22 protein-coding genes and 1 pseudogene are annotated in these 22,795 nt (G+C 66.6%); 8 read left to right on the top strand and 15 right to left on the bottom strand.

What is annotated here, in order from left to right:
• Positions 1–29 precede the first annotated feature (29 nt).
• The 3 genes from A3CU_RS0124355 to A3CU_RS0124345 all read left to right on the top strand — a co-directional run bounded on the left by A3CU_RS0124355 (position 30) and on the right by A3CU_RS0124345 (position 2,118).
• Positions 30–311, top strand: coding sequence for a hypothetical protein (locus A3CU_RS0124355; protein WP_027944514.1), 282 nt, complete (start codon positions 30–32; stop codon positions 309–311).
• A gap of 243 nt (positions 312–554) precedes the next feature.
• Positions 555–695, top strand: a complete 141-nt coding sequence (locus tag A3CU_RS51345; protein WP_156960521.1) for a recombinase family protein — start codon at positions 555–557, stop codon at positions 693–695.
• Positions 696–795: 100 nt separating this feature from the next.
• Positions 796–2,118 carry a dicarboxylate/amino acid:cation symporter gene (locus A3CU_RS0124345; protein ID WP_027944513.1) on the top strand — a complete coding sequence of 441 codons (1,323 nt, stop codon included), beginning with the start codon at positions 796–798 and terminating at the stop codon, positions 2,116–2,118.
• Between the two features lie 19 nt (positions 2,119–2,137).
• On the opposite strand, the gene A3CU_RS0124340 is transcribed toward A3CU_RS0124345, so the two are convergent.
• On the bottom strand, positions 2,138–3,454 hold the full coding sequence (locus A3CU_RS0124340; RefSeq protein ID WP_027944512.1) for an aromatic ring-hydroxylating oxygenase subunit alpha: 1,317 nt from the start codon (positions 3,452–3,454) through the stop codon (positions 2,138–2,140).
• Between the two features lie 239 nt (positions 3,455–3,693).
• Between A3CU_RS0124340 and A3CU_RS46395 the strand changes: the two genes are divergently transcribed.
• Positions 3,694–4,623 (top strand): LysR family transcriptional regulator, encoded by a 930-nt coding sequence (locus tag A3CU_RS46395; protein ID WP_052372081.1) that lies wholly within the window; start codon positions 3,694–3,696, stop codon positions 4,621–4,623.
• Positions 4,624–4,911: 288 nt separating this feature from the next.
• Here A3CU_RS46395 and A3CU_RS0124330 read toward each other — a convergent pair whose 3' ends face one another.
• From A3CU_RS0124330 to A3CU_RS0124315, 4 genes are all read right to left on the bottom strand, one after another.
• Positions 4,912–6,138 (bottom strand): Zn-dependent hydrolase, encoded by a 1,227-nt coding sequence (locus A3CU_RS0124330; RefSeq protein WP_027944511.1) that lies wholly within the window; start codon positions 6,136–6,138, stop codon positions 4,912–4,914.
• A gap of 122 nt (positions 6,139–6,260) precedes the next feature.
• Positions 6,261–7,376 carry an ABC transporter substrate-binding protein gene (locus tag A3CU_RS0124325; protein WP_052372079.1) on the bottom strand — a complete coding sequence of 372 codons (1,116 nt, stop codon included), beginning with the start codon at positions 7,374–7,376 and terminating at the stop codon, positions 6,261–6,263.
• A 40-nt stretch (positions 7,377–7,416) separates the two neighbouring features.
• Complete coding sequence (locus tag A3CU_RS0124320) at positions 7,417–8,292, bottom strand: ABC transporter permease (protein ID WP_211246498.1); 876 nt, start codon at positions 8,290–8,292, stop codon at positions 7,417–7,419.
• Positions 8,289–9,122 carry an ABC transporter ATP-binding protein gene (locus A3CU_RS0124315; protein WP_027944508.1) on the bottom strand — a complete coding sequence of 278 codons (834 nt, stop codon included), beginning with the start codon at positions 9,120–9,122 and terminating at the stop codon, positions 8,289–8,291. The genes A3CU_RS0124320 and A3CU_RS0124315 overlap by 4 nt, the downstream gene beginning before the upstream one ends.
• 121 nt (positions 9,123–9,243) lie before the next feature.
• Between A3CU_RS0124315 and A3CU_RS0124310 the strand changes: the two genes are divergently transcribed.
• Positions 9,244–9,987, top strand: a complete 744-nt coding sequence (locus tag A3CU_RS0124310; protein ID WP_245617300.1) for an IclR family transcriptional regulator — start codon at positions 9,244–9,246, stop codon at positions 9,985–9,987.
• 129 nt (positions 9,988–10,116) lie between these two features.
• Here A3CU_RS0124310 and A3CU_RS0124305 read toward each other — a convergent pair whose 3' ends face one another.
• The 7 genes from A3CU_RS0124305 to A3CU_RS0124275 all read right to left on the bottom strand — a co-directional run bounded on the left by A3CU_RS0124305 (position 10,117) and on the right by A3CU_RS0124275 (position 17,527).
• On the bottom strand, positions 10,117–10,881 hold the full coding sequence (locus tag A3CU_RS0124305; protein WP_027944506.1) for a DeoR/GlpR family DNA-binding transcription regulator: 765 nt from the start codon (positions 10,879–10,881) through the stop codon (positions 10,117–10,119).
• A 60-nt stretch (positions 10,882–10,941) separates the two neighbouring features.
• The gene (locus A3CU_RS46390) at positions 10,942–11,595 is read right to left on the bottom strand and encodes an HAD family hydrolase (RefSeq protein ID WP_052372078.1); all 654 of its coding nucleotides are present in this window, start codon (positions 11,593–11,595) and stop codon (positions 10,942–10,944) included.
• The gene (locus A3CU_RS0124295) at positions 11,592–12,851 is read right to left on the bottom strand and encodes an NAD(P)/FAD-dependent oxidoreductase (protein ID WP_027944505.1); all 1,260 of its coding nucleotides are present in this window, start codon (positions 12,849–12,851) and stop codon (positions 11,592–11,594) included. Before A3CU_RS0124295 ends, A3CU_RS46390 begins: the two co-directional genes overlap by 4 nt.
• Positions 12,848–14,251 carry an NAD(P)/FAD-dependent oxidoreductase gene (locus tag A3CU_RS0124290; protein WP_043842347.1) on the bottom strand — a complete coding sequence of 468 codons (1,404 nt, stop codon included), beginning with the start codon at positions 14,249–14,251 and terminating at the stop codon, positions 12,848–12,850. The genes A3CU_RS0124295 and A3CU_RS0124290 overlap by 4 nt, the downstream gene beginning before the upstream one ends.
• A complete protein-coding gene (locus tag A3CU_RS0124285) occupies positions 14,248–15,687 on the bottom strand; it encodes an FGGY family carbohydrate kinase (protein ID WP_027944503.1) in 1,440 nt (479 codons plus the stop codon). The genes A3CU_RS0124290 and A3CU_RS0124285 overlap by 4 nt, the downstream gene beginning before the upstream one ends.
• A complete protein-coding gene (locus A3CU_RS46385) occupies positions 15,684–17,204 on the bottom strand; it encodes an amino acid permease (RefSeq protein WP_052372076.1) in 1,521 nt (506 codons plus the stop codon). The genes A3CU_RS0124285 and A3CU_RS46385 overlap by 4 nt, the downstream gene beginning before the upstream one ends.
• A gap of 113 nt (positions 17,205–17,317) precedes the next feature.
• On the bottom strand, positions 17,318–17,527 hold the full coding sequence (locus tag A3CU_RS0124275; protein ID WP_027944502.1) for a hypothetical protein: 210 nt from the start codon (positions 17,525–17,527) through the stop codon (positions 17,318–17,320).
• Positions 17,528–17,923: 396 nt separating this feature from the next.
• On the opposite strand from A3CU_RS0124275, the gene A3CU_RS50000 reads away from it, so the two are divergent.
• Entirely contained in the window at positions 17,924–18,259 is a 336-nt protein-coding gene (locus A3CU_RS50000; protein WP_027944501.1) for a hypothetical protein, read from the top strand.
• Entirely contained in the window at positions 18,259–18,669 is a 411-nt protein-coding gene (locus A3CU_RS49995) for a hypothetical protein (RefSeq protein WP_027944500.1), read from the top strand. Before A3CU_RS50000 ends, A3CU_RS49995 begins: the two co-directional genes overlap by 1 nt.
• Before the next feature lie 64 nt (positions 18,670–18,733).
• On the opposite strand, the gene A3CU_RS55195 is transcribed toward A3CU_RS49995, so the two are convergent.
• Together A3CU_RS55195 and A3CU_RS0124255 are read right to left on the bottom strand one after the other, a co-directional pair.
• On the bottom strand, positions 18,734–18,868 hold the full coding sequence (locus tag A3CU_RS55195; protein WP_281174142.1) for a hypothetical protein: 135 nt from the start codon (positions 18,866–18,868) through the stop codon (positions 18,734–18,736).
• A 174-nt stretch (positions 18,869–19,042) separates the two neighbouring features.
• Entirely contained in the window at positions 19,043–19,471 is a 429-nt protein-coding gene (locus A3CU_RS0124255; RefSeq protein WP_027944499.1) for a pyridoxamine 5'-phosphate oxidase family protein, read from the bottom strand.
• A gap of 82 nt (positions 19,472–19,553) precedes the next feature.
• Here A3CU_RS0124255 and A3CU_RS46375 point away from each other — a divergent pair.
• Positions 19,554–20,489, top strand: a pseudogene (locus A3CU_RS46375) (AraC family transcriptional regulator); the annotation flags it as partial.
• Positions 20,490–21,625: 1,136 nt separating this feature from the next.
• Here A3CU_RS46375 and A3CU_RS0124245 read toward each other — a convergent pair.
• Positions 21,626–22,555: a cyanobactin maturation protease PatG family protein gene (locus A3CU_RS0124245; RefSeq protein ID WP_169739684.1), complete on the bottom strand. Its 930-nt coding sequence runs from the start codon at positions 22,553–22,555 to the stop codon at positions 21,626–21,628.
• Positions 22,556–22,795: the final 240 nt, after the last annotated feature.

Below are 22,795 nucleotides of genomic sequence, written 5' to 3'. Positions count from 1 at the left end.
GCCCCGGGCGATGGCGTGAGGCGATGCGATTGGCCGGGATCCCGGAAGACGCCGCACCGATCGACGTGATCAGCACCGAGTCGGGCCTGCAGTACAAAACGGCCGGCCTCATGACGTGTGAATGGTCGTTCGTCGCCGCCAACCTGATCCCCCTGGCACACGCGAACGGCAACGGTTTCGTCGCGGCCACCAGGAACTGGACCGGCGTCACAGTCGTCGATGTCGAGGAAGAGGATGGCGAAGTCGTCTTCCCGATAGAAGCGTGGGGCGTTTTTGTCCGCCGTTGGCACTGCAGCCAGCGCACACCGTGATCGGGAAGTGATTGCCCGGCGGTTGCGACCTGGTCAGAAGCTCGTCGCCGTCTACTGGTGCCAGGCCAGTCCGGGTAACTGCTTCGCGGGGAAACCTGCGGGGTCAGAGCCCAGCGTCGAAAACCCCATTGGGGAAGCAACTGAGCGGTCATGGCGGAAGCGAAGCCTGCCGCGTCGTTAGAGACTGTCAGCGACCCAAGCGATCGAACCAGTCCGCTCACGTAGGTCAAAACGTTGCGCACGGTGGCGGTGATCTTGGCCAACCCGCGTTACACCGGACGTCAGGTCTGGAACCGCCACCGCACCGACCACCGCGGGCACCAACGGACACATCGATCAAACCCGACCGGTACCTGGGTCATCTCCGCAGCGATCGACACCTGACCACCCACCGGATTCCCTCATCGTGGAACGGAAGCGGTCTTCTTCTTTTTTGATGTAGACCATCTCAGGGTAAACCGTTGTCTCGTTCCGGAGTGATCCCATGAGCCTCGTGCGGACCTATCTCAGACCCAAGGTGTTCGGCCTCGCCGTCGTCGGTGCCCTGGTACTCGGCGCGCTGCTCGGCCTGCTCGCTCGGCAGGCGTCGGCCGGCTGGCCGGCCACCACCCTCGAGACCATCGGCACGATCTTCACCGACCTGCTCCAGGTGACCGTGCTGCCGCTTGTGTTCACCGCGATCGTGCTGGGGATCTCGAGCCTTCGTGAGCTCGGCGGCGCACGCACGGCCGCCCGGCTCGGCGGGAAGACCGTGTTGTGGTTCGCCACGACCTCGCTGATCGCGGTACTCATCGGGCTCGCGGCCGGCACGATCGTCAACCCGGGCAAGGGCGCGTCCATCACCCCCGACCAGTCCACCGTCGACAAGCTGGCCGCACGGGACCACGGTTCGTGGCTCGACGTGGTGCGCGACCTGGTGCCTGACAACCTGTTCGCGGCGTTCGCCGACGGGCAGGTCCTCCAAGTCGTGGTCATCGCGGTGACGGTCGGGCTGGCCGCCTACGGCCTGGGCGAGCGCGCCGAACCGTTCGTGCGCTTCAACCGCGTCATCTTCGACCTCGTACAGAAAGTGCTGAGCTGGATCATCCGGCTGGCCCCGCTGGGCGTGCTAGGCCTGATCGGGCACGCGTTCGCCAGCTACGGCAACCAGTTCCTGCGGCCGCTGCTGACTTTGATCGCGACCGTGTACGCGGGCGCACTGCTGGTGCTGTTCGTGGTCTATCCCCTGCTGCTGCGATTCGTCGGCAAGGTGCCGCCCGCACTGTTCTTCCGCAAGGCCTGGACCGCACTGCAGTTCGCGTTCGTGTCCCGCTCCTCGGGCGCGACGTTACCGCTGAGCAGGCAGACCGCGATCAACCTCGGCGTCGATCCCGGATATGCCAGTTTCGCGGTGCCGCTCGGCACAACGACCAAAATGGACGGTTGCGCTGCCGTCTACCCCGCCGTGGCCACGATCTTCATCACCAACCTCTATGGCATCTCCCTGTCCCCCGGCGATTACGTGCTGATCATCGTGGTCGCTGTGTTCGGCGCGATCGCGACCGCGGGCGTCACCGGCTGGTTCACCATGCTCACGCTGACCTTGACCACCCTCAACCTGCCGCCCGGGGTCATCGCCACCGGGATCGCCGTGGTCTACGGCATCGACCCGATCCTCGACATGATGCGCACCGCAACCAACGTGGCCGGGCAGATCGCCATCCCGACCTGGATCGCGCGGACCGAGGGCCTGCTCGACGACGAGACGTTGCATGCACCAAGCGCTCCTCCGCTGCTGGAAACCGCTCCGGTCCCCGCAGGCGGGTGACATCAGGCCACAGTCGTACTCATGCCGAGTCCGGGAACACGCGGGTCATGGAGTCGTCGTCGCCGGCGGGGACGCGGTCGATACCGACCATCCTGTCGATGATCATATTCTGGAAGCGGTGCAGCGGTTCCTCGAATCGGAAGCACATCCGCCCGCCCCGGTAGGCCGGGTTCTCGATGCCCTGCTGGACCTTCTCGATGATCTCCAGATCCTGACGGTTGACCAAGTCCCAGAACTTCTCGAGCTGATCGAGGCCATTGGCGATATCCGGGTCATCGAGGGACTCGGGATGGGTGAGCAAGACCGCCGTCTCGACCGTGCGGTTCGCGGCGATGGGCCGGCTGAGCAATACGAAGGCGTGGTTGGGCAGGACGACCAGTGCGGTGCTGGGAAACAACCAGACGAACCGTCCGCTGTCGGCGTCCTGCCGGCCGAGCGAACTGAGCGGGCGCAGACCGTCCCAACCGCCGGCCTCGGTGTTGCGCGACACCGGGGTGGTGCACATGCCGGTGTACATGCCGGTGCCCTGCCAGCGGTAGTGATCGGAGAATTTCGACACCTGGTTGAGCTCGGGATGCACCGAAGGCAGGTGGTAGTACTCCATGAAGTTCTCGCCGACGAGCTTGTAGTTCGCGGCGACATCATAGGTGCGTCGGCGTTGCGGCACCCATCGGTCCAGCTGGTAGTCGAGGAAACGCTCCGGGAGATCGCCGAGTTGGGTGGCCAGCGGTCCGGGGTCGGTGGCGAGATTGACGAACAGGAAGAAGCCCCACGTGTCCACGGCGACCGGGAGCAGGCCGTAGTCAGCGCGGTCAAAGCCCTTGGCCGCCGAGGTGTCGAAGATTTCTTCCCGGCCGGCGGGGATGCCGGAGCCCTCGAACAGCGGTGCCCCGAGACACGTGCCGTCGGTGTCGTAGGTCCAACTGTGATAGGGGCAGCGAATGCGTCCACGCTTGCCAACCTCGCGGGCGTCCGGGGCGAGCAGCCTGGTCGCTCGATGGCGACACACATTGTGAAAGCCATGCAGCCCGCCCCGCCGGTCGCGGGTGATGATGATCGAGCGGCCGCCGACCTCCACGACGACGCAGGCGCCGGGACGGTCGACGTCGGTAGCGAAACCAACCGCCACCCAGCTTGTGGCAAAGACCTTTTCCTGTTCGAGGGCGAAGAACTCCGGTGCGGTGTAGGCGTCGGGAATCAGGGTCGAAGCCAGCTCCACCGGCAGGCGGGTGGCGCGGTAGGTGCTCTCGTCGGTGAAGCGGGCAGGGTCGACGGGGCGGGCCGGGAGTGCGGCGTACGGGTCGACGCGGTGAGCTGTGGTGGTCTCAGCGGTCATCGCAGCGGGTCTCCTTTCTCGGTCGGGCTGGGGAGGTGTCGGGCCACGAACTCGGCTTAACGCTTGCGCCGCAACGGATCGGACTCGAACGAGCAATCGTGCTCCTGCGGATTTCCCGAACCCGAGTCGGATAGCTGACGAGATGCACACTGGCGCCGGCGTGTGGTGGTCTCAGTGTCGAGCCGGCCACTTTTCTCGTCTATCGAAGAATTGAACCAGGGATCTTGTACGTTTGATACATGATCGATCGGCGTCTCCGCGTCCTCCGAGCGATCGAGCGGCACGGGACTGTGACCGCGGCGGCGGAGGTGTGCCGGCTGACCCCGTCTGCGGTCTCGCACCAGATCCAGGCGTTGTCGCGGGAACTCGGCGTCACGTTGCTCGAACCCGTCGGGCGCGGTGTGCGACTCACCGCCGCTGCGCGGACCCTGCTCGCGCACGGCGAGACGCTCGCCGCTCAGTGGGAGCAGGCACGCGCCGACCTCGCCGCACACCGCACCGGCGGGGTGGGTGGCACGCTGCGGTTCTGCGGATTCTCCACAGCCGCCGCGGCCGTCGTCCCGCAAGCCATGGCCCAGCTGCGCCGCGATCACCCCGCACTGCGGTTGCACCTGCGAGAGACCGAACCGGCCCGGTCCTTCGACCTGCTCGCCGCCGACGACACCGACATCGCCGTGGTCGTCGCAACTCCCGACATCCCGGCCGCCACTGACGGAACCTTCGACCAGCACGTCCTCTACGACGAACCACTAGACATGCTCGTCGGTCCCGAACACCCGGTGGTCGGCCGCGCGGACATCGCCCTCAGTGAACTCGCCTCCGATCCCTGGATCGGCAGTAACCCCGGGCGCGCCTACCACCAGTTGGTCACACTGGCGTGCACCAGCGCCGGTTTCGTACCAAACATCGCCCACTACGCTGACGAATGGGACACCGGCGCCGCCCTCGTCGCCCGCGGCTTCGGCGTCGCCCTCGTCCCCCGGCTGGCCGAGCTACCCGCCCGGCACGACACGCGCCGCGTCCCAGTCGGCGCCCCACCCGTCCCGATCCGCCGAGTCATCGCCGCCATCCGCGCCGGCTCCCGGGAACAGCCCGCCATTGCCGCCGGACTCGCCGTGCTGCGACAGGTCTGCGCCGACCTGTCGACAACCCTCGACGCACCCAAGTAGCAACAACCCACCTTGTCGAAGGTGCTCGATCACGAGCACGACTTCCTGCGCTCGTCGTGGACAAGCCCGTCCCGAGCCGATCCGCGGCGATTTCGCCGCCGTGGCAACACCTCTCGCGTTTTGACTGCCGGTGGACCCGACGCAGTCCGCCGGTTGAAAACCATGGCCACGGCGGCAGGGCGATCCGCCGTAACCCGCCAATAGTCCTATGTGGACATTTTCCGAGAATCGGGACTGAAGTTTATTGATCCGCTCGCCTTCCCAGGCTCGCCGGCAACCCCCACAACCCTAGGAAGCGAGACTGAGCAAGGTGGTCAGCAGCACGTTGGCACCGCGGACGAGTTGCTCGGGATCCGTGTATTCGACCGGGCAATGGCTGCGCCCCTCGTGGCTCGGTACGAAGATCATCCCCGTGGGCGTGATCGTCGCGAGGTTCTGGGAGTCGTGGCCGGCCCCGGAGGGCATGTCCTGTCGCGAGAAGCCGTGTGCGTCGCAGGCGTCGCGAATCGCCTGTTGCTTTCCGGCATCCATCGGTGTCGGGTCGATGATCTGGTCCGGCTCCCACACCACGTCGACGCCGTGCCGCTCGGCCACCTCACGGGCGGTGGTTTCGACCGCGGCGTGCAGAGCCACGATGCCGGCGCGGCTCGGCTCACGGAGGTCGAGAGTGCAGACCGCACGCTCGGGTACCACGTTGGCCGCGTCCGGAGACAGCCGCAGGATTCCGCAGGTGGCCACCGCTGCATCGCTCACCTTGGCGGCGAGTTGGGGCAGCGTGGTGAGGAAGTCGGCCGCGGCCTGCAGCGCGTCGGCGCGCAACGGCATGGGTGTGGTGCCCGCGTGGTCGGCGCGGCCCCGGAACTCCATCCGGCCACCGCCCAGGCCCACGATCGAGCTGACCACGCCGATGTCCAGCCCCGCAAGCTCCAGTTTGGGACCTTGTTCGATGTGAAGTTCGATGAAGCCGGCCACCGTCGCCGGGTCGAGCGGGGTGATCGGCTGTTCCGAGCGAAACGGGAAATCCTGCCAGGTGTCGATCAGGCGGTCACCGTCGCGGCCCACCATGCCCGCGAGGTCCTCGGCGCGGTAACCGTTGACCAGTCCATACGACCCGAAGAGGTGGCCATAGTTGCCCTCCTCGTCGGTGAAGACGAGCGCGCGGACCGGGCGGGCCAGCGGCAGGCCCTCCTCGGTGATCCGGCGCAGGCACTCCAGCGCCGCCAGGGTGCCGTACGCTCCGTCGAGCGGACCGCCGTTCGGCACCGTGTCAATATGCGATCCGCTCCAGACGGCCGGGGTCCGACCCTCGTCATCGGGGTGGTGGGCCGTCATGTTCCCCAAACCGTCGAAGGTGAGTTTGAGGCCGGCCTCCTGGCAGCGGTCGCGGTACCAGCGCCGGGCAAGGATGTCCTCGGCGGAGAAGGCGGTGCGGCTGATGCCTCCGCCGTCCCGCGCACCGATGCGCGACAGCGCCCGCAGGTCGGCCAGCAGCCGATCGCCGTTTATCTCGATCATCGCAGCGCCTCATCTCTGGCTACCGAGTGGCCCAACGTCCCGCTGCCGGATCTTGACGGGCGTCGAGCCGAGTGACGGGCTGAGTATGGCGGGGCGCGAACCGCTTCGCGCCGGCCACCGGATCAGCCGCTGACGAAATCATTGGTGTACGTCTTGCTCAGGTCGATCTCCTTGTCACCGATTTCGGGGTTGGCCACGCGCTGGGTCTTGAGGACCGCCTCGACGCCGTCCTTCGAGAAGGTGCCGTCCTTGCTGAGGGTCTTCTTGAGATCTTCGATGACCTTCGCGTACTGCCCCTTGTCACCGGCCGCGAACTTCTCAGGCATCTTGTCCGCGATCTCCTGGCCCGAGTGCGTGGCGACGTAGTCGAGCGCGCGCTTGACCGCCTTTGCCAGCTTGCGCGCCGTGTCTTGGTTCTTCTCGAGCCAGTCCGTCTTGGCGTAGAGGCATGCGGACGGCCACGAGTCGGAGCCGAAGACTTGCTTGAGGCCGTCGGCGGTCCGGACGTCCTCGAGGATCACGGGAGCCTTCCCGAGTTGCTTCGCGAGGGCCGAGATGTCCGGCTCGAGCATGACGGCGGCGTCGACCTGGTTGTTCTGGACGGCGGCGACGGCGCTGGAGCCCGAACCGATCCCGGACACCGCGGCGTCGGTGGGCTGGGCGCCGTTCTTCGACAGGAGGAACTTCACGAACATGTCCGTGGAGGAACCGGGCGCGGTGACACCGACGTTCTTGCCTTTGAGGTCCGTGATGCCCTTGATGGTCCCCTCGTTCTTGGGCGCCACGACGAGGGCGAGACCCGAGGAGAGGCCCATGTCCACGAACGCCTTGATGCTCTGGTTCTTGGCCTGCATCTGGATCGCGTGCTCGTAGTAGCCGGACGTCACGTCGGTGCTGCCGCCGAGCATCGCGGTGAGAGCCTTCGCCCCGCCCTGGAGGTCCTGGAGCTCGACGTTGAGGCCCTCCTCTTTGTAGTAGCCGAGCTGCATCGCGAGGGTCGTGGGCAGATAGGTAAGGAGCGTCTGGCCACCGACGCCGATGATCACCTTGGTACCGGAACCGCCGTCTGTGCTGCCCGCCTGTCCGGGCGGGGCCGATGCCGGAGTGCCGCACGCGGCGAGGGCGAGGACGGCTGCGGCAGCCATGCCGGCGACCGCCGTGACGCGCCGCCGGCTCAGCAGCCGGGAACCCGCCGGGAGGGCGCCAGCATTCCGGGATTCACGGGACGACGACGTCATGAGAAATAGTCCTTCCTTGGACTGTGGTGCGGTGTGGTTACTAACTCGAGCGAACGGGGCGCCAGCGGAGCAGGTGGCGCTCCAAGCGGTTGACCGCGAGGTCGACGATGAGGACGACGATCATGAGGATGAACATGCCCGCGAAGACGCCCTTCGTGTCGAAGACCCCCTGGGCTTGGGCGATCGCGTAGCCGACGCCGCCCGAAGCGCCGAGGTACTCACCGACGACGGCGCCAGTGATCGCGAAGCCGACGCTGATGTGCAGACTCGAGAAGATCCAGGTGAGGGCGCTGGGGATGAAGACGTGGCGCAGGAGCTGTTTTTCGGTGGCCCCGAGCATCCTCGCGTTGTCCACGAGAACGTGGTCGACGCTCTTGACGCCCTCGAGCGTGTTGAAGAAGACGATGAAGAACACCAGTGTGAAGCCGAATGCGACCTTCGACCAGATACCGAGGCCGAACCACAGCAGGAAGATCGGAGCGAGGACGACGCGCGGCAGGGCGTTGAACATCTGAAGGAACGGCTGGAAGAGCCGCTCGAGCACGTTGACGCGAGCGAGGACGAACCCGAGGGCGAGGCCCGCCGCGCCGCCGATGAACAACGCCAGGACCGCCTCCTGGAGGGTGAACCACAGGTGCGGGAACACGTAGCCCGAGGAGGTCCATACCCAGACGGTCTTGAAGATCTCCGAGGGCAGCGGGAAGAAGAAGTCGTCGATCACGTCGGTCCGCACGAGGACTTCCCAGATGACGAGGACGACGAGGGCGAGCGCGACCTGGAGCAGCCGCATGCCGACGCTCACGGTACCCCTGCGGCGCGCCTTGCCGTGCGTCGTCGTGCCCGCCGGTGCAATGCCGTCCTTGCCGGTGCCGGCCGCGGTGGCCGGCCTCTCGGGGTTGAGGTCCGCGCGCGTCACGCTCCACCTCCCGCGACGGCCGAGTTCTCGTAGGTCCTGGAGACCTCGACGCGCAGGCGACCCCAGATCTCCCGATGGAGTTCGACGAACTGCAGGTCGTCGCGGATCTCGAGGAGATCGCGTGGCCTGGGCAGGGTGATCTCGTAGGTCCCGACAACCGTGCTGCCGGGACCCGCGCCGAGGATCACGACCTCGTCCGAGAGGGCGATCGCCTCGTCGAGGTCGTGCGTGATGAAGATGACCGCCTTGGCGGACTCCTGCCAGAGGGTCAGGAGCTCGTTCTCCATGATCTGGCGCGTCTGGACGTCGAGCGCCGAAAACGGCTCGTCCATGAGCAGAATGTCCGGGTTGCCGATCCAGGCCTGCGCGATGGCGGTGCGCTTGCGCATACCGCCGCTGAGCTGGTGCGGATAGCGGTCGGCGAAATCCTTGAGCCCCACCTTCGCGAGCCAGTTCAGAGCCTCGGCGCGTGCATCAGCCTTGCTCACGCCGGCCAATGTGAGCGCGAGGCTCACGTTGTCGATGACCGTCTTCCATGGCAGGAGCGCGTCTTGCTGGAACATGTAGGCCGCACGCCGGTTGACTCCGCTGACCTGCTCGCCGAAGCTCTGCGCCGTCCCAGCGGTCGGCGCCAGCAGCCCGGCCGCGATGTTCAGGATCGTGGACTTGCCCGAGCCCGTCGGCCCCACGACCGACACGAATCGTCCGGGCCTGACCTTGAGGTTGATGTCGCGCACCGCACAGTAGGTGTCGCCACTCGGAGTCGTGAACTCCTTCGTGCAGCCTTCGAGGTCGACCGCGTACTCATCGGCAGGCGGCTGTCCAACCATCCCATCCCTCCCGATCCACCACATTGTGGATTAAGATCCATATTATGGGCAGACCGTAGCAGCGGTGTGTGTCACACTCAAGGCCGTGACGGACCCAAGTCCCGGGGTTGCGCCCCTGTTGGTGCTGAAAAAGATCACCGCGATTCTGAGCACCTTCTCGCTCCCCATGCCGGAGCTCGGGCTTGCCGATATCCGCGCCGCAACGGGCATTCCCCACTCGACCGTCCAGCGGCTCGTGGCCAACATGGTCCAGGAAGGTCTGCTCGACCGGCACGGCGACAGGTACCGCGTGGGACTCAAAGTGGCCCACTGGGCGGCGCCCGCGACGACGGGACTCGACTACCTCGAGATCGTGCGGCCGGTGCTCCAACGCCTCCGCGACCAGCTCGCGGAGACCGTGTGCATCTTCCGCGAGTCCGGGAATCAGCGAGTGTGCGTCGCGATGGCAGAAACGCGCCACGTGCTCCGCTGCGCCGTCGAGGTCGGGAGCATCAGCCCGCTGTATGTCGGATCGGCCGGCCGCGTGATCCTCGCATGGAACCAATCCCTCGCCGACGAGATCTACGCGTCCGGCCTTGATGCGTTGACGGAGGCGACCATCACGAGCCCGGAAGCGCTCAAGAAGGCCGTCACCCAGACGCGCGCCGACGGTTTCGCGATCACGGCCGGCGAGCGCGTCACGAGCGCGAGCGGCCTCTCCGCCCCGATCTTCGGACCTCATGCCGAGCTGTTCGGCGCGCTCACGGTCATGGGGCCGTCCGTGCGGATGCCGCGCGAGGTGTGCGAATCGTTCGTCGAACCGGTCCTCGCGGCAGCAGACGAAGCCACGCGCCTCCGTAGCGGGAGAATCCCGAAGGGCGAGTGAGCCCACAGCGACAGGGGGAATCGTTTATTCCACAGTGGACTGTCGTTAGTGGATGATGAACTCGACCCGTCCGACTCGCCGTGGATACCCGCCGCGCCGCGGTAGTAGGTGTATTCGTTCCCGTTCAGCTTAGGCGGTGACGATCTCCACCGAGTGGTCGTCCAGAGCGGCTTTCAGCTCTCCGTCGGGCTCGGTGTCGGTGACGATTCCGGTCAGTTCGCCGAGCGAACACACGCGGTGGCCGGCGATGCGGCCGAACTTCTCGGCAGCGACGAGAGCATACGAGCGGCGGGCGTTGTGGAGCACCGTCTTCCGGACGGTGATCTCGTCGAGGTAGTAGTCGGTCAGGCCGACCTCGTGGTGGAGACCACCCGAGCCGAGAAAGGCGAGGTCCGGGTAGACGTTGGAGAAGAACCGGACGGCGGTGGCGTCCGACAGGGCCAGATCACCGGACCGCACCCGCCCGCCCGAAACCAGCACGTCAAGACCCGGACGATCGGCCAGCTCGGTCGCGACCACCAGCGAGTTGGTCACCACGGTGGCTTCGAGCTTCGGCGGAAGCGCGTGCGCGACCGCGGCGGCGGTCGTGCCGATGTCGATCATGATGATCTGGCCGTCACGGACCAGTGAGGCCGCCGCCTGCCCGATCCGCCGCTTCGCCCCGGCGCCGAGGCGACGGCGCTCCTCGACCGGAAGTTCCTGGAACACCGACGGCTCGGCCGACGCGGCGCCGCCGTGGACCCGCTTGAGAACGCCACGTTCCTCCAGTGCGAGCAGGTCGCGGCGGATGGTCTCGGCGGACACCCCGAGCTCGCGTACGAGCACATCGGTCCTGACGATTTGGGCGCTGTGCACCATCTCCGTGATGCGTGCATGTCGTTCGGCGGCGAGCACACCTCATCATACTGTGGAATTCTGTGGAATCGTGGCCGGACCACACAGAAACCCAACGCCTCAGCGGCGACCCCACCGAACTGTCTCCGGCTCGCTGCCCAGACGTCCGGCGGCCCTGCGGTACACCGCATCACTCGGGTTGACCAGGATTCGCCGTCCGGCCCGCGCCAGCAGCGGCAGATCCGACAGCGAGTCGGTGTAGGCCAGATCCCATCGTGGGCAGCCGGCGAGTTCGAGCTGCCGCACTTTCTCGGCTCCGTAGTTGTGGAGGACGAAACGGCCGGCCGCGGGATCGAGCCGGGACGCGATCAACTCGACCGCACCGAGGCCGGCGCCGTGCAGATACGCCGAGGCGAGTTCGTGTTCCGACGCGGTGACGACGATGACTCGCCATCCCGCCTCGCACAGTGCGGTCAACACCGCGACACCGTCCCACGCGACCCGGCGCGAGCACGCCATTCGCTTACCCAGTTCCCGGGCGAGGGCGTCGTAGCTGGGCCGTGGCATGCCGGCAACCGCGCGGACGGCAAGTTCGCGCAGCACGCCAGGGCGCCGATGTTCGTGGCACCAGGCCCTGGCCAGGCGCGGACTGTTCGCGGCGACGGCGAGCGCCCGCCCGGGCGACCGCAGGTACCGGTGCCGGGCCAGAACGGCGAACGTGTCGCCCGTGTACAGCACGCCGTCCAGATCGACGACAGCGGTGCGCGAGGTCACCGGCGCAGCGAGATCCGCACGTCGCCGTGCCCGGGACGAGCGGCGTCAAGCAGGTCGCCGGGGATGCGGAAGACACGGCCCGGCGCGGCCGGCCACATCAGCCGCTTCTCGGCGATCACCTGGGCGCCCTGCGTCGCCACGACCCGCGGGAACGGGACGTACTCATCGACCCAGGCCAGGTACCGGTCGCGGGCGGGGCGGCGATCACCCGGCCGGTACATCGTGGGGGCTACCCACCGCAGCGGTGCGTCGGCGACGATGCGAATTCCCTTTTCCAGCGGCCGGCGGTCACCGCGCAGGTACTCCAGGACAGTCGCGGCGACGTGCTTCCCGTCGAGTGCGGCCACATCGGCGGTGTCGACCGGGTGCAGCATGTTCCCGGCCGCGAACACGCCAGGACGCTCGGTGCGCAGCCCCGTGTCGACGACCGGCCCCAGCGTGGCCGGGTCGAGTTCGAGCCCGGTGGCGCGGACCAGTTCGTTGTCCGGGATCCAGTCACCGGTGAACACCACGGTGTCGCAGGGCACCGTCGTGCGTCGCCCGGTGTCGAGATCTTCGATCTCGACGGCTTCAACGCGGTGCTTGCCCAGAATTCGGGTCACCTTGGTGCGGGCGCGCACCGGAGTCCGCAGGGCCAGCTTGCCTGGCACCGAAAACACGGCGTATGCCTCGGGCTTCGGGTACTCGCTGGTCATGAGCACGGTGGCACAGCCCGCCTCGCGCAGGGTCAGCACCGCCGACCACGAGACCAGCTCGCTGCCGACAATCACGGCCCTGCTGCCGACGTGCCGGTGGTGGAGGTGCACGAGGTTCTGCAGCTGCCCGGTGGTGTACACGCCATCCGGACGGTCACCGGGCACCATCCTGGCCGGGCGCGGCCGTTCGCGCGCGCCGGTGGCCAGCACGACTGCTTCCGGATGCACCTCGAACAGTCCGTCGGGGGAAGTGACCTCGAGCGCGCCGTCGGGCGACCACCCGGTGACCATCGCGCTGGTGCGAATCACCGCGCCGGCCCGTTCGGCGCCGGAAACCATGCGGCGGGCGTAGTCCGGGCCGCGGTGGAACCGGTGTAGGTCGCGTATCCCGAAGCCGGGGTGAGCACAGTGCCGTGGAATCCCACCGGCCTGTTGTTCCCGGTCCAGTACCAGCACTTCGCCCGGCAACACCGGAGCCAGTTCCTGCGCCGCGCGCAGACCGGCCGGGCCCGCTCCGACGATCGCGACCGCCGGTGTCAGCCGGGTGCGTGCCGTGCTCATCGGTGTGCCTTCCTTTCGTTGCCCTGCAACATCTCGGTCACATTGGCGCCGCAGTAGAACCCCTGACAGCGTCCGTTCATCGCGCGGGTGCGCCGGCGCAAGCCGTCGATGTCGCAGGGCGGAATCACGCTGTTCAGTGCGTCCCGGATCTCGCCCTGGGTCACCCGCTCGCAGAAGCAGACCACCGTGCCGTAGGCGGGGTCCTGCGCGATCCGGTCTCCATCCGCGTGGGGCCGCAGGCGAGCCTCCCCGATGTTGGGCATTCGCGGTGGCGCCGGCAGATCGGTGCGCTCGCGCAGGTCCAGACCCGCCTTGGCGAGCAGTTCCGACAAATACTCGGCGATGGCCATGCTCGAGGTGAGCCCGGTTGAGCGGATGCCGCCGGCGACCGCGTACCGCTGCTCGGCGTCGACCTCGACGGTGTAGTCCGGTGCGTCGCTGGCCGCACGCAGCCCGGCATAGCTCGCGGTCACCTCCTCCTGAAGGAGCCGCGGCATGATGCGTTCGCCCTTCTCCCGGAGAAACCCGAACCCGTCCTCCGTGGTCGAGGTGTCCGTGCGGTCGGTCATGTCCTCGGCGGTGGGCCCCAACATGACGTTGCCGTAGATGGTCGGCGACACGAGCACGCCCTTGCCCAATTTGGACGGCACCGGCAGCACGATCTTGTCCACCAGGGGCCGGGCCTGCTTGTCGAAGACCAGGAGCTCGCCCCGTCGGGGATACAGGTGGAACCGGTCGTGCCCGAACTGAGCGTCGATCGTGTCGCTGCCAAGACCGGCCGCGTTGACCACCCACCGGGCACGGAGGTCGCCTTGGCTGGTGTGCAGCACCGTCGACTCGGCGCCGACGGTCACCGAGTCGACGCGGTGCGATCGCAGCAGTCGCGTGCCGCGCCGGACCGCGTCGGTGGCGAGCGCGAGATTCGTGGTCCACGTGCAGATGATGGATTCGCCGGGCACCGTCAGGCCGCCGAGCGCACCCGGGCCCAAGGTCGGCACCTGCCGGTACACCTCCTCGGACCCGACGATCTCGCTCTCGGCGTACCCGTTCTGCTGGGCCTTTTCGCGCAGTCCCGGCAGCGCCGCCAGTTGCTCGTCGTCCCAGGCCACCAGCAGCGCACCGGTCGGCTCGTACGGGATGCCCGTCTCGTCGGCGAAGGCCTTGAGAAGGTGATAACCGCGTGCCACCAGACGCGATTCGAGGGTGCCCGGCTTGGCGTCGAACCCGGTGTGCAGGATCGCCGTGTTGGCCTTACTCGTGCCATCGCCGACGTCGCAGCGGGACTCGATCAGCGCCACGTCCAGCTGATGTCCGGACAGCAGCCGGGCAATCGCGGAACCGACCACGCCGGCGCCGATCACGGCGACATCGACGCTTCCCAAGGCGGGTACGGAAATCATGCGTTCTCCTGGTTCTCGCGGATAAGCGTGGCATCGACCGCGGCTCGCCAACGGGCACGGAAGGCGGCCGCCTCGACGGCACGCATCCGGGGGGTGAAACTGGTGTCCGGGGTCCAGCGGACGATCGCCTGCCCGAGCGGAAGGCCGGGCTTGGCCGCGACTCGCGCGAAACCGGCTGCGCCGAGCGCGGTAGCGTGCGCCGAGGGGTACACGTCGACCTGGACCTGGAGCAGATCGGCGACCGCCTGCATCAGCACCCGGCTGCGGGTGAGACCACCGTCCACCCGCAGCCGTGACAACCCGCCGCCGATGTCTCGAGCGGCGCAGTCGGCGAGTTCGGCTACCTGGGCGGCGATGCCGTCGAGCACCGCCTTGACCACGTGTCCGGCCTCAGTGGACAGTGTCATGCCGCTAAAGCTCGCCGTGGCGTCGGGTGCCCACCACGGGGCGGACAACCCGGCCAGGGCGGGTACGCACAGCACGCCGTCGCTGTCGGCCGCCGCGACTCGGTCCAATTCGGACGCGCCCTGGATCAGCCCGAGACTTTGCAGCCACCGCACCGCCGATGCTGCCGTGGCAACCTGACCGTCGAAGCAGTACGAGGTCTCGCCGCGTATCCGCCACGCGGCTGAGGCCGCCAGCCCGGAGGTCGACCGGACCGGCGCCTGCCCCATGTTCGCGAGCAGGAAAGCGCCGGTGCCGAAGGTGCACTTGGCCTCGCCCGGATCCAGGCAGCGTTGCGCCAGTAACGCAGCCTGCTGGTCGACGACGAGGCCGCCGACCGGCACGGTCCCGCCGAAAAGCGTCGTCTCGCCGACCAGTTCGTCGTTGGCCACGATGCGCGGCAGCTCTTCCCCGGCAAGGCCGAAGAGCGCGAGGAGTTCGGGGTCCCACGACACGGAGTCCAGGTCGGTCAGCAGCGACCGGCTGGCGGTGCTGACGTCGGTGACGAACTCGCCGGTGAGCTGGTGAATCAGCCAAGTGTCCGAAGTGGTCACCACGCCTTCGGTGGTGAGGTTTTCCCGGACCCAGCACATTTTCGGCGCCGAGAAGTAGGAGTCCAGCACCAGCCCGGTGCGTTCGGCGACCATTCCCGCGGAGTCGCTGCGTTGCGCGCAGATCTCCGCGGCCCGCCGGTCCTGCCAGACGATGGCTTGGCTGAGCGGGCGCCCGCTCGGCCGATCCCAAGCGAGCACGGTCTCGCCCTGGTTGGCCAGGGTGACGCAGTCGATGGGCACGCCGGCCTCGGCGACCGCCTGCCGCCCGGAGTCCAGGACCGAGTCCAGCAGTTCTGCAGGGTCCTGTTCCACGCCGCCGCCGGAGAGGTAGCGCGGGCGGATCGGCAGTTCGACGACGCTTCGCACCTGGTCCGCGCCGTCGACCACCATCGCCTTGGTGCCCGAGGTCCCCTGGTCGATCGCCAGCACGGTCGTCATGACCGGCCGCCTTCCGAGACGGAGCGCCCCTCGTGCGGGTTGGCGTCCAGCGCCCTGTCGATGTCGTGCATGTCCGGCATGGTCAGGCTCTTCGCGCCGTAACGGATGAGCAGGTAGCCGAGATAGAGTGCACCGATGCCGAACATGATGAGCACGTAGATCCACGGTTCGGCGAACGAGGCATCCCGGAAAATCAGCAGTTCGTAGCCGAGCCAGGCGACCGCCAGGACCAGGACCGGGACCTCCCAGCGGCCCAGCTCGAAGCCCTTCGACGGCGGCAAGCTCCGGCGCTTGACGATGTACAGCAGCACAGTGGCCGCGTAGATCAGCGCGGGTAGCAGGGTCGCAGCCGAGAACAGTGAGAACAGCGCCTGCGTGGAGCCGGCGAACAGCGCCAGCACGATCTGGCTGACGACGAACATGAACATCGAAGCGTTCATCGGCGTGCCGGTCTTACGGTTGATCTTGTTCAGTAGTTGCCAGCCGGGGAACCGCTTGTCGCGCGCCATCGCCCACACCAGGCGGGCGCCGCTGAGTGAAATCACCAAGCCGCAGGAGAAGATCGAGATCACGACGAGCACCAGCAGTGCGTTGCCCACGTAGGAGCCGAGTACGCGAGCAATGACGTCTGCGACCGGGGTATCGGACTGTGCCAGCGCCACCGGGTCACCGGCCAGTGCGGTCACCGCGATGAGGAACAACATGCCCAGGACACCGAGCCCGAGCACGGCCTGTGCCATGGCCTTGGGCACCACCCGGGCCGGGTTCTTGGTCTCCTCCGCCAGGTTCGCCGCCGACTCGAAGCCCACGATGGTGAAGGCGCCGAGCAGGAATCCCAGCGCCCACGGACCGGCCGAGGTCAGTCCGCCGAGCGCGAAGTAGCCCTCGCTCGGGACGTCGCCGGTGCTGAACAGGGTGCCGAAGTCGAGCACACCGGTGACCGCGCCGACGATGAACAGCAGCACGGTCAGCGTCACCATCCCGATCATCTGGATGGTGACCGCGACGTTGTTGACCCGCTGGCTGGCCCGGGTGGACAGCGCGACCAGGATGGCTTGCAGCAGAAGGACAACCGCGGTGATGACCCAGGCATTCTGGTTGGTGCCCTGGTAGTGGAAGAGCACCGGCAGGATCGTGGCCGCAATCGTGTAGTCCACGGCGACGACGACCACCCCGAGGAAGGTGAACGACACCCAGCCCATGATCCAGCCGAGGACCGGGTTGGCCAACCGGGAAATCCACTGGTAGGCGTAGCCGCTGACGGGAATGCGCGCGGCGAGCGAGCCGAAGACCAGCGCTACGCACAGTTGCCCGAGGACGACGACCGGCCAGGTCCAGATGCCCATCGGGCCGGACGAGCTGAGCACCGATCCGTAGGCGGTGAAAATGCCGGTCGCGATCGACACGAACCCGAACGCCACCGCGAAGGACGTGTACCAGCCGAGCTCTCGTTTCATTTCCTGCGCGTAGCCGAACTCCGAGAGACCGTTCGCACCGCGTTCACCAGGCGACGTCATGGGCGCCCTTCCTCCGATCGTGGACAGCGGTACGGGGATCGACGACGAGCATCTTTGACCGCTTCTGTGGATATCTGTGGGGAGTTGTGGAGAGTATGGAATTAGTCGCACGGTCAAGCAACGGGTCTGCGAGGTGGCTCACACCGTCCGTCGAGGAAGGCATGGAAGACCGCGTCACCGATCAGCTGGGCAGCGGCCAGGAGGTTGTCGCGGGTGGTCTCCGCGTGATTGGCCGACCGCAACGTGCGATCCCAGTCACGCAGGTAACCGGCCCACGTCTTCGACAGGCCAAGGGTGATCTTGGTCAGGTCCAGCAGAGGCATCGGGCAAACCCTCCGAGTCAAGGTGTCGAACAGCGGCGTGCTCCACCTCGAGAACTCACCAAGATCACGCAAAGAGACAGGCGGAGATGCCCCTGTTTGGTCACACCGAACACGCCGCGACCGTCACGACGGATGACCAAGAGCCCGCCCGATTCGCAGATGTCCAGGCGGGTGCCGGGCACCCAGCCCAACGCCGTCATCACCGCGTGATCGGCCACACTGCCCCGGCAGTCCACCGCCGCCAGCCCATACACAACACTGCTCACGCGCGGCGGGTCCAAGCCCCGATCGCGCAGCACGCTCTACGCCTACTTCGAACGCGTCCGGCCGCACCTGATCACCTGGTCGAACCACTAACAGAGCCTGCGCGAGATCACCGAGAGGGACGTCGCCGACGTGCTCAACAGGCAACGCGGGCACGACCGGCAAGGCACGTTCACCTCGCTACGATCACTGTTCAGGTTCGCCCACCGGCACCGCCCGGTCTTCACCGACCCGGCCCGCCGCCTGCATGTCGGCCAAGCCCCGAAGCACGCGACGATGCCCATGACCGAGCAGAAAATCGCGATAGTCAAACGCGCCGCGGTCACCGCGGTACAACGGCTCACGGTAGCGTTGGTGGCCATCTACGCGGCCCGCGCCACGGCCATCCACCAGCTCACGCTCGACGACATCGACTGTCCCGACCACGCATCCGTATCGACGGTGTCGTACGGCCAGAGCCTGAGCTGATGCACCGTCCGCTGCGCGAGTGGCTGACCAAGCGGCATCAGCTCTGGCCGCACACTCCGAACCGGCATGTCCTGCTCTCCCTGGCGACCGCGGCCGGGACCGAGCCGGTCAGCGACTACTTCCTGTCCTGGCATCTGTCCATGCAGAACGTCGCGTTGGAACGCTTGCGCGCGGACCGCATTGTGCACGAAGCGCTAGCGGTCAACGCCGACCCGCTGCACCTGGTCGCGGCCTTCAAGGTGTGCATGCAGACCGCGGTCGAACACCGACATCGCGCGCAAACTCCTCGCCGGCCCGATCGAGGGCACACCAGCAGGTCCGAACCAGTAGGTCGACAACGCCTTGCGTCGTCCCATGCCCCACGTCACGAGACCGGGTTCACGACCAGCCCGATGCGATTCGTGCGGTAGAAACCAGAAGTTGCTTGAGTTCCCACAGGTCCAGCTTCAAGGTGCGTGAACATGAGCACTCCGGCTACTGGCCGCAGGGCCGGACCGGGAGCGTCGACGAACAGGGCTGGCGCGCCCCCAGGATCACACCGTCTTCGGCGCCGAAGGCCAGCCTGGCCACGTCGGTCGGGTCGGTGATGTCGGGGTTGTCCGCACGCATGTCGATCAACGTTACGGGCTCAAAGCGCACCCGCGTGGCGGATTCACGATCGATGTGCTGACCAACGACGAGCTGGCCACCGTCCGGGAACAGATCGTGAGCACAGCGCGGTCTGCAAGTCGAATTCCCGCGCACTCTTCGAGGATGGCGACAGACGTGAATATGTCGCGGAGGTCAATACTGGTAGCGGCTTACGGCCTCCGGGTGGATGACAACCCGGACCATGTCGGCCGCCATGATCCCGGCCAGATCGGCGGCGCGGACCGGATCGTCGAGGTCCCAGTAACGGGCACCAAGGCGAGCGGCCAGGTCGTGTGCTCCGTCGGGTTCCACCGTGGTGCGGCCGGCGACCGACAGCCAGCGCTCGTGTTCGCCCACCGGGGCGGCGACGACGATCGAGGCGCGAGGGTCACGGCGCAGGCGCCGCACCTTGAGCGAGTCCGGCTCGGTGAACAGGTGGATCGTGCCCTCGGCGGTGACCTCGAACCACACCGGCCGAGGCTGGGGCGGGAGCGGCGCCCCGGCCACGGACAAGAACCCGTGCAGGGGACGCCGGAGGAACTCGAGGTCCTCGGTGGTCAGCGAACTGGTGTCGGTGCTCATGAGGTCGATTCAACACGACCGGCTCGGACGAGCCCATAGGCAAGAAGCCGGATCGCCTGTGTATTCGTCTAACCTCGGTGAGGTGGACGTGTTCAGTGACCTGATCCGCGGGGTGCGAGCCCACGGCTCGTTGTTCGGCAGTTCGACCCTGTCCCCGCCCTGGGCGTTGCACTTCGTGGACGGCGCGCCGCTGACTCTGTGCACGGTCCTCACCGGGGCGGGCTGGATCGTGCCGGAACACCATCCGCCCGAGCCGCTTCGTGCCCGCGAGACGATCATCGTGCGTGGTCCCGCCACGTTCACCTTCGTCGACGAAGTCGGCACCGGGGCCGAACCGGTCGCGTGCGGCGAGCATTGTGCGACGCCCGAGGAGGGCGGGACCCGGCACCGGCGCGGCTGGCACGACCGCGACGAGGACGGCAGCGCCGGATCCGGGGCGACGACCTTGATCGTCGGCGCGTATCCCGTACGTGGCGAGATCAGCCGCCGGCTGCACGAGGCGCTGCCCGTCGTGCTGCGCGTGGACGCCGGGGGCGCGGCCGACGCCGTGCTGGACCATCTCGCCGCCGAGGTCTCCGTCGACACGCCGGGCCAGCAGGTGGTGCTCGACCGGCTACTGGACTGGATGCTGGTCTGCACGCTGCGCGAGTGGTTCGACCGGCCCGGCGGCGAGCCGCCGGCCTGGTGGGCTGCCCAGCGGGACCCGGTGGTCGGTGACGCGCTGCGCCTGCTGCACGCCGAACCGGCGGCACCGTGGACGGTCGCCGCGCTGGCCGCGCACACCGGGGTGTCGCGTTCGACGCTGGCCAAGCGGTTCGCCGATCTGGTCGGTGAACCGCCGCTGACCTACCTCACCCGCTGGCGCATGACGCTCGCGGCGGACCTCCTGGCCGAGCAGGAAACCGCAACCCTCGCGGACATCGCCCGCACCGTGGGGTACGCCGACCCGTTCGGGTTCAGCGCGGCGTTCAAACGGATCCGAGGCGTCAACCCAAGCGAGTACCGGCGCATCGCTGTCTCCTCGGCGGCCGAGCCATCCGTCCCGGCCCGCGGCAGCTCGACGCGGTGCTGCTGGAGCTGCACACCGAAACGCCCTACCGCCGCGCTCGCCCTACGCCTGGCCGACCTCGATACCGAGCAGTACCTGGTCCAGGTACGGGAACCCGCTGGCAACCCATCAGCCACGCCTGGCACAGAGCCTGGCCGACCACGCCGCCAGCCGCGGCCCGATCCTGCCCACGACCAACTCCTGCGTTACCGCGACGGCCGTGCCTTATCCACTCGCCGCTACGACCACCTGTAGAAACGCCTCGGCCAACTGCTGCCCTGGAGCGCCACGCAAACCACCTCTACCCACTGGCTGCGCCCCAACGCGACAGACCAAACTGGTCGGGGGCGGGACTAGACGTAGATACGACGTCGATTACCAGGTGTAGGGACAGCAATAGCAGCCGCAGATGTCTATCGCCGGGTCGCAGGGCGCGTACCCCAGGCAGCACAGCGAGAGCCAATACTGACACATGCTCGACGCATACGGCCTGCTGCAGCATTCCCACCAAGCTTGCGGCACTATGACGTCCGCCTCGCGTGGCGCTGATGCATATTCGGAAGTCATCCAGTAACGCTGCTGTGACCGTTCGGTAACGTCAGCTGTAAAACCAGGCACTCCCATCTCCAACAACTCCTTAAACTAACTTCGGCGCTTCTTCGCTGATCCATTCATGCAACCTTAAATAGCGCGATAGTGAAGTTATTCTGTTAGTGAAGGGTAAAGATCTAGCCGCTCCCGCAATCGGTTGTGCCATACCAGACCCCATCGTAGAACCAGTTGCACATACAGTCACCACTGGCTGTGTAGAAGCAAGTGTAGCAAAGCCGTCCATCAGGGCTACAGTTGCTCCAAGACTGTTGCGGCATGATTCTGCGAACATTAATGGGCCAGCTCGATCTCCTGGCAATATATCTAGCGGTGGCCCGCGCTATGTTGCTTTGTGCCGTGAAGCCTGGCAACATTTTTTCTCCTAAAATTCGTTCTCCTTGTGGAACTGTTCTGTACGATATTCATGTAGGTTTTGTTTGCCGTGAGTGAATTCCTTCCCTGCCTCCTCGCGCTTTCACGTGAATAGTTCATTCTCGTAGTACCTCCGTTCGCGGTCAGGGGCGGTCGTAGTATGGTGAGAGCTTGGTGACAAGAAATGGGAACTCCTCGGTCACGTCAACTCGCGCGAAGTATTTCTCGGTTACGTCGGTACGCCGGTCGGTGTACGAGAAAATAGTGTCGACGATCCGTCGGGTGCGACTGAGTGGTGAAGGCCGAACCTGGACTTCAGTGAGCGAGGCGCCAGCGCGATGGGCCTCGGCGGTTCTGACATAGATAGCAGGGTAGCGCACCGCCAAAAAATTGAGTGCTCGGTGCTCATCGGTATTTCCGGCATTATCCGCGATACGTAGAATCCTGTCCAGCAACTCGGCAGCCGTGGCCCGAAAGTACTCCTCGTCTTCCTCCTCCGGTCGGGGGATTGCAGTGATTAGTTCGTCGCGCTCGAAGGAGTATAGATTGTCGAATGCGACAACGGGGACTATCAGTCCTCCACACGCTTCCGCTGGGGCAAGGGGCCCGCGCTGACCGATCACAACGTCGAGATCGGCGGGTTGGGGTTCAGGTCGCACGGCCTCGATCAATAACTCGACGTCGGCAGGGTCACGAGGGACTAACAGATAGGTTTCTAGCCCCTCGATTGTAAACACCCAACACATTTGACGCGCCAGGTAGCGGTTGTTCCGCTCTCCCAGCACGGAACGGAGCATCTGTCGGTCGGTTTGTCCCTCAGTCTCCTCCCGTGCGGCCACCTGGGTGAATTCTTTTTCCACCGAGGGACTGGGGAACCGCGGCTCCACTTTACCCAGCGCAAACACGAAGGAAGGCGTCGTCGGAGGTTCTGTCGTATCGGAGCCGGGAACAGCGGACAGCCCTCCATCGGCAGGCCTCGCCGGTGCAGCTTCACCGGCCGCCGCGGAGCCTGCGTAATCTTCACCCGGCGCGGAGGACGGGTTTTGCTGCTCGGCAATTTCAACCTGCTCCATTATTACCCCATATCTCGCGTCGCGGCCTTAGGAACTACTTCGAGAAAGTGATCCAGCGGTTCAATCGACGAGCGCGTTCAGCGCACCCGGCACATGGCCGGATCCCGATAACCGAGGTCGCTCTCTTGACGACATCACCCAAACCAATGTCTTCCTCTTTGATAAACCCAGGGAGTCTTACCCGATGTGGAGGCTTCCGCTCTTCGCTGCCCGTGCAGTTGTTTCCAATTCGTTTCTCAT

The sequence above is a fragment of the Amycolatopsis taiwanensis DSM 45107 genome (assembly GCF_000519205.1).
GTDB classification, from domain to species: domain Bacteria; phylum Actinomycetota; class Actinomycetes; order Mycobacteriales; family Pseudonocardiaceae; genus Amycolatopsis_E; species Amycolatopsis_E taiwanensis.
This window is presented reverse-complemented; position numbering and strand designations above follow the sequence as displayed.

Bases quoted from the DNA above. Each gene is read 5' to 3' on its own strand.
- A3CU_RS0124345 (WP_027944513.1), top strand. From the start codon at position 796: ATGAGCCTCGTGCGGACCTATCTCAGACCCAAGGTGTTCGGCCTCGCC.
- A3CU_RS0124340 (WP_027944512.1), bottom strand. From the start codon at position 3,454: ATGACCGCTGAGACCACCACAGCTCACCGCGTCGACCCGTACGCCGCA.
- A3CU_RS46395 (WP_052372081.1), top strand. From the start codon at position 3,694: ATGATCGATCGGCGTCTCCGCGTCCTCCGAGCGATCGAGCGGCACGGG.
- A3CU_RS0124330 (WP_027944511.1), bottom strand. From the start codon at position 6,138: ATGATCGAGATAAACGGCGATCGGCTGCTGGCCGACCTGCGGGCGCTG.
- A3CU_RS0124325 (WP_052372079.1), bottom strand. From the start codon at position 7,376: ATGACGTCGTCGTCCCGTGAATCCCGGAATGCTGGCGCCCTCCCGGCG.
- A3CU_RS0124315 (WP_027944508.1), bottom strand. From the start codon at position 9,122: ATGGTTGGACAGCCGCCTGCCGATGAGTACGCGGTCGACCTCGAAGGC.
- A3CU_RS0124295 (WP_027944505.1), bottom strand. From the start codon at position 12,851: ATGAGCACGGCACGCACCCGGCTGACACCGGCGGTCGCGATCGTCGGA.
- A3CU_RS0124290 (WP_043842347.1), bottom strand. From the start codon at position 14,251: ATGATTTCCGTACCCGCCTTGGGAAGCGTCGATGTCGCCGTGATCGGC.
- A3CU_RS0124285 (WP_027944503.1), bottom strand. From the start codon at position 15,687: ATGACGACCGTGCTGGCGATCGACCAGGGGACCTCGGGCACCAAGGCG.
- A3CU_RS46385 (WP_052372076.1), bottom strand. From the start codon at position 17,204: ATGACGTCGCCTGGTGAACGCGGTGCGAACGGTCTCTCGGAGTTCGGC.
- A3CU_RS0124275 (WP_027944502.1), bottom strand. From the start codon at position 17,527: ATGCCTCTGCTGGACCTGACCAAGATCACCCTTGGCCTGTCGAAGACG.
- A3CU_RS49995 (WP_027944500.1), top strand. From the start codon at position 18,259: ATGCACCGTCCGCTGCGCGAGTGGCTGACCAAGCGGCATCAGCTCTGG.
- A3CU_RS55195 (WP_281174142.1), bottom strand. From the start codon at position 18,868: ATGCGTGCGGACAACCCCGACATCACCGACCCGACCGACGTGGCCAGG.
- A3CU_RS0124255 (WP_027944499.1), bottom strand. From the start codon at position 19,471: ATGAGCACCGACACCAGTTCGCTGACCACCGAGGACCTCGAGTTCCTC.
- A3CU_RS0124245 (WP_169739684.1), bottom strand. From the start codon at position 22,555: ATGGAGCAGGTTGAAATTGCCGAGCAGCAAAACCCGTCCTCCGCGCCG.